Consider the following 13,245-nt stretch of genomic DNA (forward strand, 5'->3'; position numbering starts at 1 on the left):
GGTTAAAGCCTATGGTCTTCTCGTTGGATCCAATGACAGGTACGCGCTTGACGGCAATGACGGCAGCTCGCGGCTCGGTCTGGTCGAGGTCCACACGGACATTCAGAGCGTTCACGAAGCAATGATGGTAGCTCGCGCTCAATCTGGCCCAGCTCGGCGGAGGAGAGCCAGTGAATCCGTGATTGCGTGAGGTAGAGGATGCCTGCCCGTAGTCCAGGGTGTTCGGCGTGAGCAAGGCTCAGGCCGATCAAATCTCCCTCGGACAGGGTAAAGTCGATGACCGAATCTTCGTCGGAGAGAAAAGGACCCCACTGGAGAGACCAGGAGGAGACCGTCGCTGTTCCGTAGCGTAGCGCTGGAGAGGTCCGCAGATGGGAGGTGAGGAGTTCCTGAGAGTAGCCGACCTGTTGGATCAGTTCCTCAGCCAGCGAGGTCGGTAACCAGTCAAGATCGCTGGTGAGAAGGGTTCGTCCCTCGATCGCACGCTCCAGCAGGAGGCGCCTGAGTCGATCGTTCCTCCCCATTGGCGTCTCTGTCGTCGCTAACAAAAGCGGACAGCGTCGAAAGTCTGTGAGATCCCGACTTGGCAAGGTATGGTGAACGTGTCGCGAGGGGGCGGATAAATCGACGCTTGGGCGGCGATAGCGTGGAGCCTCGGTGCCTGCGACGACTCGGGGGACCGGGGGAGCCAAATCCGTAGGCAGTTGCAGGATCTCGGCGTATTCACCGATCTGGTCGAGTAGTGAGCCCACTCGATCTCGGGAAGCGAGAGCGAGGATCAGGTGGTCGCGAGCCCGTGTAGTGGCGACGTACCAACGTCGACGTTCTTCGAGCAACTCCTCCTCGCGTTGGAGTTCGTTAATCCACGAGAGATGACCAGAGTGTTCGTCTTGGAGCTTGAAGGCGATGCCACGGTGCGGGTCGATGGCGAGCGAAGGTGCTGGGCGAGGGCTTCGATCGAGGTCGATCACGATCGTGATCGGCCATTCCAGACCCTTAGAGGCATGTACTGTCACCAGGGAGATCGAATCCTCTGCCTCGACGGGTGGGCGGGCGATTCGCGCACCATCGCGGATGGCAAAACGCAGGTAGCGGACGATATCGTTGGTGTCAAAACCCTTACTCGCACGCTCGTCGACGAGGTCAAGCAGGGCAATCCAATCGGCACGGCGTCGCTGCGGATGGTTTAAGCCTGCAAGAATCTCGGGGTAGAGAAGGATGTCGCTGGCGAGCGCGAGCTGGTCGCTTGGGGAGAGGTTGGTGGGTGAGAAGGGAAGGCGAGCGATGGGTTCGATCCGCGGGTCATCTCGGAGGTGGCCAAGGAGAAAACGGAACCACGAACTCGATTGCTCCTTTGCTCTGCCCAACTCCGCGAGTTCCACGTCGCTGAACCCAACCATCGGGGAACGCATGAGCGCGAGGCAGGAGAGATCCTCATGAGGGTTCGCACAGAACGAGAGCATCGTCACGACGTCCATCGCCTCCTGGCTAGCGAGGAGCCGACCGCCACCGACGATATTCGCGGGCAGCTGGAGCCGCTGGAGCTCCTCAGCGACTCGGTCCAACATGTCCCAACTGGCGGAGATGATGGCGATGTCGTGGGGCTTGGCCTGGCGAAGGTTACCGGTGGTTGGGTCGGCGATCACAAAGGGCTCTTCGAGTAGATTGAGAATTCGATCACCGATACGTTCGGAGAGAATCCGCCGCCGTTCGGCCATGGTGGCTTCGCTCGTCTCATCAACCACCATGACTTCGACCGGGGGACGCGCGTACTCGGTGGTGCGCATGGGACGGAGTGCCTCATAGCCTGGAATGAGCGTTGCAAAGGTGTCGTTGACGAGCTCTACGAGCGCAGGGACGGTACGGTAGTTCTCGTCGAGCGTTACATGCTCCTGGCTCAGGGCAATCTGTTGTGCAAAGAGCTCCGGGTCCGCGCCCCGGAAGCGATAGAGTGACTGTTTGGCGTCACCGACCGCGGAGAGGGTGGCATGACGACGAAGGCGTTCGAGTAGCTGGTACTGAATCGGACTGATATCTTGTACCTCGTCGACCAGAATGGCTCGCCACCGATTGGCGAGTTCCTCACGGACCAACTCGTTATTAAGCGCTTTGAGCGCATGCGTCTCCAGGTCAGCAAAGTCGACGATACCCTTGGCTACCTTGATCTCGTTGAGCTGGGTCGCCACGATCTCTACAGCTGTACGAACGGCCTCTACGATGACTTGGTTGCGGTCGTCAGTCTCATTCCAACCGATACGGACATAGTCGGGCAATCCCTTGATCTGCTCCTGGAGGACCCTGAGATCCTCTTTGACCAGGTCGTATTCTCCTGGAAGCCAGTTTCTAGCCGAGCCGCCTCGGCGATTCAGCGCCGACAGTACCATCCAGCCTTCACGATCTCCTTCGCGCAACAACCGTAATCCTCGTAGCGCTGTGCGTCTGGTCTGTTCGATGAGGTCGCCTTCGTGCAGAGCCTGGTGCTGGGCTAACGCTGCCTCGAGCTCTGCCCAGGGCCCAGTAGTGATGGCTGCTTGTTGGGCGTCGTGAATGGCCGCTTTGATCGTAGCGATATCCACGGCGCCAGCACTCCGGAAGCGCTCAAGATCCTTGAGACTGGTCGTGACGAAGGACTTTAAGGTGGAGTAATCGATCAGTTCGTAGGTGATCGAAGGGATCCGTTCGAGGAGGTGAGGCAGCTCAAGTGCGAGTAGCTGGCGGTAACTGGTCTCGTCAATGACCTCGAAGTCGAAGTCGAGTTCGGACTCGACCGGAAACTCGGTGCAGAGGTGTTGACAGAGGGAGTCGATGGTACCGATCGGTGCAACCTCGACCTCAAGTACCCTTGGGTCATTGGCACGGTACCGTTCGCGCATTTGACTCAGAATACGATGGCGAAGCTCAGCCGCAGCTCGGACAGTGAAGGTGACTGCGACGATGGAGAGAGGTCGCAGTCCCGCTTCAACATGAGCGAGGTAGCGGGCAGCCATCGTCTGAGTCTTTCCGGTCCCGGCTCCAGCTGAGATCGCGACGTCCCCACCGCTGGTCACCGCTTGGCGTTGACGATCGCTCAGCCCCATGATCGCCTCGGTGGACGCCAGGAGGTGGCGAAATCGTTCTGGTCGATCCGCTTTCGTGAAGCGATACGCCAAAGAGGTTGGAGATTAGCCAGCATTTCGACTCGCGATGCGACAGGTTTGAGCGAAGTCGCAGTAGGTGCAGGCCTTGCGATCGATGTCAGGAGCAACCGCAAAATCTCCACTCCCGAGACGCGTGAGTAAGCGGGCCGCCGCCGCCTTCGCAGGTTCCTCGCCCTTGCTGATCCCTGGTGCCTTGACAAATGTGCCACGTTTGACCAGGCAGTACTTCGCACCGACGACGTGCTTGCCTTGGCCCTCTACTAAATGGGTATAGATAGAGAGCTGTACATCGACGTTGAGACGACCCTCGACATCTTGGATGCCCGTCGGTACTGACCTTGAAAACTTATAATCGATGATCGCGTAGTCGTTGGGTCCGACGTGATCGAGGCGGTCGATTCGACCTTGTACCGGGATCTCATGCCAATAGCCATCGAGTTCGAGTTCGACTTGGGTCCCCAAGGCGCCTTGCGAGAACTCCGGATTTGTGAGCAGCGTCTCGAGTTGCTTGGCGATCTCGGCCCGAATCGGTAACCAGTTCGGTGTGAACTTCGTCAACGTTGTTGGGGCGTGTTGCTCAAGCATCTCCTCAAGGACGTGACGAGATGCTGGGTCGGGTGTCTTGACCAACGTTTCAAGGAGCGTATGCACGAGCTGCCCGAGTGTTCGAGGGTCGGGTTCATTTGTCTCGTTGTCCGGGGGCCGAACCCGGAGGTGGTGTTTGACAAACCATCGGAACGGGCACTGGCCGAGATCTTCGAGCTGGGTTGCTGAGAGTTGCCCGAGGGCAGGCGGACCAACCTTGCCAGAGAAGTCTGAGGATTCGACGTTACGAATACGTGAGCGCTCGATCGCTAGCGCATGGTCGCGTCGGACGCTGATCTCGGACTGGTTGGTGTCAAACGCCACCCGCTCCATGGGGAGTACGCCATAGGGGGGTGGTGCATTTTTGGGTTGTAGTCCAAGTTCCTCGAGGAGCAGACTTGCAAGGGTGCGTTCATTCTCGATCCGCTGGGGTGCGGTGATGATGAGCTCTTCGGTGGCGGCGCGGAACATGCCGATCGCTTGTGCACGCTGCCACTGGACGAGTTCTGCAGTGGTGGGCAGCCCATCGACACGATCGCGCACCGCAAGCGGGAGGAGTGGATTGTTGGAGAGTTCAGGGGGAAGATGGCGGTCGACACTACCCAGGACAAAGACGATTCGGTGCTGGCCGATGGGCTGACCGGTATTGGCTACCGTGATCCCTTCTGTCTGTGCTCCCTCCGCGAGAGCCATGGCGCCAAGACGGTCACGAACAGCGTTGAGGAACTGGGACAAGGTGTCCACCGACGCGGTAGTTGGCGGAGACGGTTGTAGGCGAGCGAAGAGCTCCGCTCTTAGCGTTTGATCCATGGAGTTGATCTGCGCACTCGCCTTTGGATCAGCCATCATCTCGTCGAGCAGCCCCAAGAGCCATTCGAGAAAACGATCCCAGGTGTCGGGTGGTGCTTGGTCGGCGATGAGGTTGGAGAGCAACCGACTTCGGTGGACTGATCCAATCACATGACCGACCTCAAGAAGATCCAAGAGCTCGAGGAGGTGGTGTCCAAGAGTCGTTTGCGCCGCCTGGCGCTGTTGGTGGAGGGTGAGGGGAAGGTGATAGGCGCGGCTGTAGTGCCGAAGGGCGCGGTGGTAGTGCCGGCTGTTGGGGAGGTAGATGACAATATCTTGCATCCTGAAGGCTCCAGTATGGAGCCGAGCCAGGATCTCGGCGATCGTCCACGCCACCTCTTGATCGGGATCCGTGAAATGATAGACCTGCGTGGCGCTGTTGGCCTGTGGATGGTCATCGACATGACCACGGAGATCAAAACCGTGTTGGGTGAGGCCTTTGATCACTCTTACGACCGCAGGATCGAGCTCAGGTGAGCGCCACTTGGCTATTGTGAGGAGGGCATGGTCCGCTCCAGCCGACGCGAGGTCGCCGATTTCGGCCTCTGACAGGAGATCGAAACCTAGCCTTGCTCGTGTCCAATGCGGCTCGTCGACGATCGATTCAGTTCGGGTCGCTGAGGGATAGTGATGTTGAAAATCGCTGAGGAGGCCGGCCATCGTCTTGCCGTGATAACCGGCTTGGGCGAGGGCTGTGACCGTGACACCGAATCGATCGAGTTCGAGGAGCGTCGCTTTGACCCGTTCTCGATGGGTGCTACGGACATCGGTTCGTGTGAGGAGCCATTGATCGAGTTGTTGCAACCTCGCCTGGGTCCCAGCGAGCCGATTGATCAGCGTCCCGGTGCTTGTCCCAACGCTTGCATCCTCGTCGACGAAAGCAATGGTCCCGAGTCGCTTCGCGGTATTGGCCACCTCGTTCACCTCTGTCAGTGTAGGGTGGTACGCATCTTCTTGGGCGTACGCCTCCGCATGGGCTACAGCATCCAAACCCGGAACGACGCAGCCTGACCTTTCCGCGACGACGCGGTCCCCGCGCTCATGGCTCGGCGCTCATCAAAGGTGGTTCATCAACCGGGGCGACCACCAACTGGCAATTGGTCGTTAAGGGTTTCAAGAGGTCGGTAGCTAATCGACGATGGCGGCCCCGGCCGCTGGATCCATCTTGCCATTCGTTATGCGTGCATTAGCCTTGGGCAAGTTCTTGTTCCCCGTAGGCGGTTGCGTGATCTCCATTGCATTACGGGTCGCCTGCCCCATCGTCGCGAGCAAACCTGTCAACTCAGCGGGGATGACGAACTTGGTGGATGGCGATTGGGCGAGTTGGCGTAGCGTCTCGAGATATTGGAGCGTCAAAACGTTGGCGTCGGATCGCGACGCGTTCGTGTTGACCGCCTCTAGGGCATCAGAGAGACCCTGAGCCCGCAACTTGGCCGACTCTCGTTCAGCCTCTGCCGCTAGGATCGTTGCCTGCTTCTGCCCCTCCGCAGCGAGTACGGAGGCTTGCTTCTGCCCCTCGGCGACGGTGATGGCGGCCTGCTTCTGCCCCTCAGACTCGGTGACTACTGCTCGTCGGGTCCGTTCTGCTGACATTTGGCGAGTCATCGCATCCTGCACTGCCGGAGGAGGATTGATCTCACGGACCTCGACGTTTGAGACCTTGACGCCCCATCGTTCGGTGACCTCATCGAGTCGTAGGCGCAGCAGCGAGTTCATATCCTCACGGCGAGAAAGAACATCATCGAGTGACATGTCACCCACGACACTACGCAGCGTCGTGGCGGCCACGTTCAGAGCGGCTCCTGAGAAGTTCTGGACGGCAACGACCGACTGTACCGGATCGACCACTTGATAGAACATGATGAAGTCGATCGAGATCGGGGCATTGTCCTTGGTGATGGCCGTCTGATGGGGGATTTCGAAGTACTGCTCGCGAAGATCGACGAGATTTAAGCGGTCGATGACGGGGTTGATCAGGAGCAATCCTGGACCCTTGGAACCGATCGAACGACCGAGTCGAAAGATCACCACCCGCTGATACTCCTTCAGAATCTTGATCGTCCGGGTGAGGACGAGGAGGAGAATAACCAGAACGATCAGGATGATGATGCCTGCGGTAATCATGATGTTTCCTTTCGGTTTGCCCCTTGGGGGGCCTCTGGGATGACGTGCAGCTTCAGGCCGTCGATCCGGGTCACGAAGACGGTAGTTCCGATCTCGATAGGGTCGTCAGAATCATTCTCAGCGGACCAACCTTTGCCAGCGATTTGGATGGTACCAATCGGGTCGAGCCGAGAGGTGGCAACTCCCGCGGAGTCAAGCAGCTTTACCAATCCTGGGACAGCCTCTTTCGAATGGTACTGTGTCGACCGCAGGCCCCGAACCCCGGCTAACCCGACGGCGATGACGGCTACAAAGAGCAGGACCACCAAACTCCATAGGATGGCTGCCAGCGAGGAGTGCGAATGGCTTAACATGAGGGTGAGCAGTACACCAGCACCCATGCCGATTGATGCGGTGACAATCGATCCATGTGGCCCAACGTGCATGCCGACTAGGACAAGCAACCCGACTGCGATGACAACTACGATGACAGTGACAACCATAGAACCTCGATCTACTTGATAACTAGTTTACCACAGGCGCAAATCTATGTTGAGTCAACGTGCGTGGTTGGAGGTTGCTGGCGCTCGCGATCCGATCGAGATCGAGAACGGGCCCGGCGGCTCCTCTTCGCTGAGCGGGTCGCGCAATCTCGCAGGACAGTGGTCGACGCGGATGCGAAGGACACGGACAAGGTGGCTATTGGCGAGTCTTTTTGCCCTTCGCAGGGTACGGGCTCCGGATTCGTGCTAACTTCGATTTGGTAGGCAGAGTCTGGTCGGCACGGATGTGCCTGCTCGACTGCACGACGAAATCCCGGCGAAGGAGGAGATGAGTGCGCGTAGCAGTAACGGTAAACGAACAACAGAGGGTGGCCGACGTCGAACCCAGGACGCTTTTGGTTCACCTCCTGCGAGAGGATTTTGGATTGACGGGCACCAACGTTGGCTGTGACACCTCGTCCTGTGGAGCTTGTACGGTGCTGCTTGATGGTGAATCGGTCAAATCCTGCACGGTTTTGGCAGCCCAGGCAGATGGACGACGGGTAACGACAATCGAAGGGTTGGCCGCCGCTGATGGCACACTCCATCCACTTCAGCGGGCTTTTCAGGAAAACCATGCTCTCCAGTGTGGCTACTGCACCCCTGGCATGGTCATGGTCTCGATGTCCATCTTGGCTGAGAATGACACCCTCGATGAGGCGACGGTGCGTGAGGGGCTCGAGGGGAACCTCTGTCGTTGCACCGGTTACCACAACATTGTGAAGGCGGTACTCGCCGCTAAAGAAGAGATGGGGGCACAATCATGACGATGACCGATCCAACCCAACAGGAGCACATCATTGGTAAGCGTCGGGTTCGTCGAGAGGATCCTGAGCTTCTCTCTGGTGAGAAGCGCTTCGCCGATGATCTGGTGATTCCAGGAGCTCTCCACCTCGTCCTCGTTCGTTCGCCGCATGCGCATGCTCGTATCCGCGCGATCGATGCTAGCACCGCACAGGCGATGCCAGGGGTTGTCGGGATCTATACCGGTGAGGATCTTCAAGCGGAGTGGGCCGCTCCAATGCCGTGTGCCTGGCCCGTTACCCCAGAGATGAAGAGTCCGGCGCACTATCCGCTGGCGAAGGAGTATGTGCACTACGCAGGTGAAGGTGTCGTCGCGGTGGTCGCACGTTCGCGGGTCGAAGCGGTCGATGCCGCGGGTGCCGTGGTCGTGGAGTACGAGGAGTTGGCACCGGTGCTCGATCTCGAGGACGCGGTAAAGGATGCGACGTTGGCGCATGAGGAGCTTGAGAGCAACGCAAGTTTTGTGTGGGCATTGGAACCAAATCCCGAGGCGGTCGACGCGGCCTTTCGAGAGGCTGCCGTCACCGTAAGCGAGCGCTATGTGCAACAGCGTCTCATCCCCGCTGCGATGGAGCCGAGGGCTATGGCGGTCGTCCCCTCGCCAATGGGTGGCGATTTTACGGTCTACTCATCGACACAGATCCCCCACGTTCTGCGCGTGATGTTGGCGCTCACTGCTGGGATCTCTGAGACCAAACTCAGGGTGGTGGCTCCTGCAGTTGGAGGTGGTTTCGGGTCAAAACTCGATGTCTATGCTGAGGAGCTTTTGTGCCTGGCGCTTGCGCGTCGTCTGCGCCAGCCAGTTCGCTTCACTGAGGAGCGAGGCGAGGGTACGATGGCGACCATCCATGGTCGCGGCCAGGTCCAGTACATGGAGCTGGCGGCGGATGCCGAGGGCAAAGTGACTGCGATTCGCGTCAAGCTCCTCGCTGACATGGGTGCCTACTTACAGCTTGTTACCCCTGGTGTTCCTCTTCTTGGTGCGTTCCTCTATCACGGCGTCTATGACGTCGGTGCCTATTCGTTCACCTGCACCGGCTTGTTCACGAACAAGACGCCGACCGATGCCTATCGTGGTGCTGGACGTCCTGAGGCCACCTACGCGATCGAGCGAGCGATGGATTCCCTCGCCCGCAAGCTCGAGATGGACCCGGCTGAACTGCGGCGTCGGAACTTCATCGCCGCGGAGAAGTTTCCCTATGAGTCGGTGGCGGGCCTGGTGTTCGATTCCGGTTCGTACGAGGAGAATCTTGCGAAAGCACTTGACACGGCTGGTTACACGCAGCTGCGCCAGGAGCAGCAACAACGCCGCATGGATCGGCATCCACGCCGACTCGGCATTGGTGTATCCTGCTATGTCGAGATGTGTGGACTCGCTCCATCGCGTGTGCTTGCGAGTCTCAATTACGGAGCCGGAGGCTGGGAGGCGGCGACCGTTCGCATCTTGCCGACCTCGAAGGTCCAGGTCGTCACCGGCACGGCTCCTCACGGCCAGGGACACGAGACGAGCTGGTCGATGATCGTGGCGGACAAGCTTGGAATCTCGCCTGACGATGTGGAGGTACTGCACTCCGACACCTCGATCGCGCCCTATGGGATGGATACCTACGGCAGTCGGTCTCTTTCGGTTGGAGGGACGGCGGTGTACTTGGCGACGGAGCGAGTCATTGAGAAGGCGATGAAGATTGCGGCACATCAGATGGAGGTTGCCGAAGAGGATCTTGAGTATGTTGGGGCGACGTTCCGTGTAAAGGGTTCGCCAGAGCAGCAGCTACCCCTTGCAGCGATCGCCTTCGAGGCATTTACCGCCCATAATCTGCCCGACGGAGTCGAACCGAACCTGGAGGCGTCCATCAGTTGGGATCCTCCGAACTTTACTTTTCCGAACGGTACCCACATCGCGGTCGTTGAGGTTGACGAGGAGACCGGTCGAGTTGAACTCATCCGCTACATCGCGGTCGACGACTGTGGAAACCAGATTAACCCCTTGATTGTGGAGGGGCAGATCCACGGCGGTATCACCCAGGGTGTCGCACAGGCGCTGTATGAGGAGGCACTCTATGATGGATCCGGGCAGCTTCTTAACGCATCACTCGCCGATTATCTCGTACCGTCCGCCTGCGAGATGCCGAGCTTTGAACTTGCCTCGACGGTGACGCCATCGCCGACCAACCCGCTCGGAGTCAAGGGCGTTGGAGAGGCCGGTACGATTGGTTCGGCACCAGCGGTGATCAATGCGGTGGTAGACGCCTTGTCGGACCTTGGGGTCACCGATTGCCCGATGCCGGCGACTCCAGAGCGGGTCTATCAGCTCATCCAACAGGCAACGTCTAAGTAACAACGAACAGCAATAGAAGGGAAAAACATGTACCCATCAACTTTCGATTATGCGAGAGCGACAACCGTTGCAGAGGCGATCACGATGCTCGCTGATGATGAGGATGCGAAGGTACTCGCGGGGGGCCACTCGTTGTTGCCACTCATGAAGCTAAGGTTGGCTACGCCATCGACGCTGGTTGACATCGGACGCATCACTGAGCTCTCCTATATCCGTAAGGATGGCGGCGAGGTGGCGATCGGGGCGCTGACCCGGCATCGCGACGTGGAGACCTCGGAACTGCTCGCACGGGAGGTTCCTGTTTTGGTCAGGGTAGCTGGTCAAATCGGTGATCCCTCAGTTCGCCATGTCGGCACGATTGGCGGTTCGACCGCGCACGGAGACGGCGCTGCTGACCTTCCCGCCGCGCTTCTTGCGCTAGGCGCAACCATGGTGGCCGAGGGCCCATCTGGACGCCGCACGATAGCGGCCGGCGACTTCTTCAAAGGTTTCTTAGAGACGGCGCTGGCCCCGGATGAGATTCTGACTGAGATTCGCGTGCCGACCGGCTTTACAAAGTTTGCGTATCAGAAGTTCAATCGGCGTGCCCAGGACTGGGCGATCGTTGGGGTTGTTGCCGTACGCAATGAGCGCACCAACGTTGGCTTTGTCAACATGGGGGCGACTCCCTTGCGCGCGACGGCAGTCGAGGAGCGCCTAGCGGCAGGGGCAAGCCTTGAAGAGGCCGCTGCGGTGGCCGATGAGGGGACCTCCCCCTCGGCCGACATCAACGCAAGTGTTGAGTACCGACGCCACCTCGCACGGGTTCTGGTGCGTCGAGCTCTGGTCGAACTTGGCTGAGTCTCGGACGGATCAACTTGGCGTAGCGACACCCGAAAAACTGGCGCAAGGGCTGTCGAGCGTCGACTATCTCGCTGATTTGAAGATCGCGACAGCGTCGTTTTTGGCGCTGGCGCTTGAGAAGCCGCTGCTGCTCGAGGGGGATGCGGGAGTCGGTAAAACCGAGCTCGCACTGGCCTTGTCACGGCTTTTCGGGAGTGATCTTATCCGACTGCAGTGTTATGAGGGAATCGATGCCACCCAGGCCGTCTACGACTGGGACTATGCCAAGCAACTCCTGCATCTGCGAGCCACTGAGGCCGTTGGCGTGCAGGCGGATCGCACCTCACTGGAGGCTGAGCTCTACGAGGACCGTTACCTCATCGAGCGACCGTTGTTGCGATCCCTCGGTTATGCCGATCCAACGCGTCCACCGGTCCTGTTGATCGACGAGTTGGATCGAGCCGATGACGAGTTTGAGGCATTTCTACTGGAACTGCTCTCGACCTTTGAAATCACGATTCCAGAACTTGGCACGCGAAGAGCGCTCGTCAAGCCAGTGGTGATTTTGACCTCTAATCGGACTCGAGATCTTCACGATGCTCTCAAGCGTCGGTGTCTCTATCTCTGGGTAGATCACCCGAGTTTTGAACGCGAAGTTGAGATCATCCGTCTACGGGTCCCGGAGGCAAGCGCGTCGCTCGCTGCGCAGATCGGAGCGATCGTTCAAGAGTTCCGGCGTCAGGGACTGGTGAAACCACCTGGAATTGCCGAGGCGATCGATTGGGCGAGTGCCTTGACCCGATTGACGGCTGTTGAGGTTACCCCGGCATGGCTCGAGATGACCCTCGGCACCGTGATCAAATATCGCGAGGATGAGGAGCGAATCGATTCCGTTGGTTTGACGACGCTCATCGAGCGGGCATTTGCTCGGTTTGGTGCATGAAGCCTGAGGAGTTGGTGACGGGGTTCGTCGAGCTTCTTCGGGTGCGTGGACTACGAGTTCCTCTGTCGAGTGCACGAGATTTTTTTCAGGCGTTGGAGATGGTTGGCATCGGCGACCCAGCGTGCGTGCGGGAGATGGCACGAGCCACGTTGGTCAAGTCACACCAGGACGATGAACTCTTCAACCGAGTCTTTGATGAGTATTTTTTTGGTGAAGGAGTCCAAGAGGTGGCTCCGCGACAGGTCACCGTTGGCTTCGACTCCCAAGAGGCCCCCGAGGGTGAACAGGGGATCGACGATGAGGTTGAACGTGTCGTGCGCTATTCCGCTGCCGAGCGTCTCCGGAAGGTTGATCTACGGTCACTGGAGCCTGCACAACGTCGCGAGGCCTTCGATCTGATCGATCGGTTTCGATTTGCACCTCCGTTACGCAGGAGCTATCGGCTCGTCAAGAGTCACAAACCCCAACGGCTGGACCTTGCACAAACACTGCGCCTAGCCATCGGGACCGATGGTGAGCCGGTGCGTCGGCGCTTCAGAAGCAAGGGATGGCGATGCCGCCGACTCCTGTTTCTCGTTGATATCTCTGGCTCCATGCACGCCTACGCAGAGGGGCTTTTGCACTTCGCATGGGCATCCCAACGCGCCTTGGGCGATGTTGCTGTCTTTACCCTCGGCACGCGTCTCAACAATATCACCCGGGCCCTTGGCGCGAACGATCCTGACCGAGCGATGGCCAGGGTCTCGGCGGTGGTGGAGGATTATGCGGGAGGTACCAGATTGGGTGAGTCATTGGCGATGTTCAACACAGAGCATGGAGGACGAGCACTGGCACGGGGGGCGATCGTCGTGGTCTTCTCGGATGGCTGGGATCGTGGCGACCCTCAGGTCATGGAGGAGGCGATGGCACGGTTATGTCGCCTCGCCAAGACAATTCTTTGGGTGAATCCGCTGGCTGCAGCGGCGGACTACGCCCCGTTGGCACGTGGGATGGCCACTGCATTGCCCTACATCGACGCCCTTCTCCCTGGCGAGAGCGTACGATCCTTCGAACACCTCGCGAAAGTAATCTGTAGTGAAGGGGTTCCAACAGTTGTCAGAGCGACGCACCATAATGATTAGT

General features: G+C 59.0%; 9 protein-coding genes. 5 read left to right on the forward strand and 4 right to left on the reverse strand.

Going from position 1 to position 13,245, the window contains the following annotated elements; all coding sequences use genetic code 11:
* Window positions 1-2 precede the first annotated feature (2 nt).
* The 4 genes from M7Q83_RS00400 to M7Q83_RS00415 all read right to left on the reverse strand — a co-directional run bounded on the left by M7Q83_RS00400 (window position 3) and on the right by M7Q83_RS00415 (window position 7,177).
* Window positions 3-3,077, reverse strand: a complete 3,075-nt coding sequence (locus M7Q83_RS00400) for a UvrD-helicase domain-containing protein (protein WP_298334231.1) — start codon at window positions 3,075-3,077, stop codon at window positions 3-5.
* Between the two features lie 84 nt (window positions 3,078-3,161).
* A complete protein-coding gene (locus M7Q83_RS00405) occupies window positions 3,162-5,561 on the reverse strand; it encodes a PD-(D/E)XK nuclease family protein (RefSeq protein WP_298334233.1) in 2,400 nt (799 codons plus the stop codon).
* A 138-nt stretch (window positions 5,562-5,699) separates the two neighbouring features.
* A complete protein-coding gene (locus M7Q83_RS00410) occupies window positions 5,700-6,695 on the reverse strand; it encodes an SPFH domain-containing protein (protein WP_298334235.1) in 996 nt (331 codons plus the stop codon).
* Window positions 6,692-7,177, reverse strand: coding sequence for an NfeD family protein (locus M7Q83_RS00415; protein ID WP_298334237.1), 486 nt, complete (start codon window positions 7,175-7,177; stop codon window positions 6,692-6,694). The genes M7Q83_RS00410 and M7Q83_RS00415 overlap by 4 nt, the downstream gene beginning before the upstream one ends.
* A gap of 332 nt (window positions 7,178-7,509) precedes the next feature.
* Here M7Q83_RS00415 and M7Q83_RS00420 point away from each other — a divergent pair, with 332 nt between their 5' ends.
* The 5 genes from M7Q83_RS00420 to M7Q83_RS00440 are packed head-to-tail and all read left to right on the forward strand — an operon-like array spanning window position 7,510 to window position 13,244.
* Window positions 7,510-7,983, forward strand: a complete 474-nt coding sequence (locus M7Q83_RS00420) for a (2Fe-2S)-binding protein (protein ID WP_298334238.1) — start codon at window positions 7,510-7,512, stop codon at window positions 7,981-7,983.
* A complete protein-coding gene (locus M7Q83_RS00425) occupies window positions 7,980-10,358 on the forward strand; it encodes a molybdopterin cofactor-binding domain-containing protein (RefSeq protein ID WP_298334240.1) in 2,379 nt (792 codons plus the stop codon). The genes M7Q83_RS00420 and M7Q83_RS00425 overlap by 4 nt, the downstream gene beginning before the upstream one ends.
* A 27-nt stretch (window positions 10,359-10,385) precedes the next feature.
* Window positions 10,386-11,198 (forward strand): xanthine dehydrogenase family protein subunit M, encoded by an 813-nt coding sequence (locus M7Q83_RS00430; protein ID WP_298334242.1) that lies wholly within the window; start codon window positions 10,386-10,388, stop codon window positions 11,196-11,198.
* Window positions 11,191-12,123 (forward strand): MoxR family ATPase, encoded by a 933-nt coding sequence (locus tag M7Q83_RS00435; RefSeq protein WP_298334244.1) that lies wholly within the window; start codon window positions 11,191-11,193, stop codon window positions 12,121-12,123. The genes M7Q83_RS00430 and M7Q83_RS00435 overlap by 8 nt, the downstream gene beginning before the upstream one ends.
* A complete protein-coding gene (locus tag M7Q83_RS00440; RefSeq protein ID WP_298334246.1) occupies window positions 12,120-13,244 on the forward strand; it encodes a VWA domain-containing protein in 1,125 nt (374 codons plus the stop codon). The genes M7Q83_RS00435 and M7Q83_RS00440 overlap by 4 nt, the downstream gene beginning before the upstream one ends.
* Window position 13,245 lies beyond the last annotated feature (1 nt).

The sequence above is a fragment of the Ferrimicrobium sp. genome (assembly GCF_027364955.1).
Classification (GTDB): Bacteria; Actinomycetota; Acidimicrobiia; order Acidimicrobiales; family Acidimicrobiaceae; genus Ferrimicrobium.

What these genes read in the sequence shown, in the direction of transcription:
- M7Q83_RS00430 (WP_298334242.1), top strand. Translation starts at nt 10,386, where the DNA reads ATGTACCCATCAACTTTCGATTATGCGAGAGCGACAACCGTTGCAGAG.
- M7Q83_RS00410 (WP_298334235.1), bottom strand. Translation starts at nt 6,695, where the DNA reads ATGATTACCGCAGGCATCATCATCCTGATCGTTCTGGTTATTCTCCTC.
- M7Q83_RS00425 (WP_298334240.1), top strand. Translation starts at nt 7,980, where the DNA reads ATGACGATGACCGATCCAACCCAACAGGAGCACATCATTGGTAAGCGT.
- M7Q83_RS00400 (WP_298334231.1), bottom strand. Translation starts at nt 3,077, where the DNA reads ATGGGGCTGAGCGATCGTCAACGCCAAGCGGTGACCAGCGGTGGGGAC.
- M7Q83_RS00440 (WP_298334246.1), top strand. Translation starts at nt 12,120, where the DNA reads ATGAAGCCTGAGGAGTTGGTGACGGGGTTCGTCGAGCTTCTTCGGGTG.
- M7Q83_RS00415 (WP_298334237.1), bottom strand. Translation starts at nt 7,177, where the DNA reads ATGGTTGTCACTGTCATCGTAGTTGTCATCGCAGTCGGGTTGCTTGTC.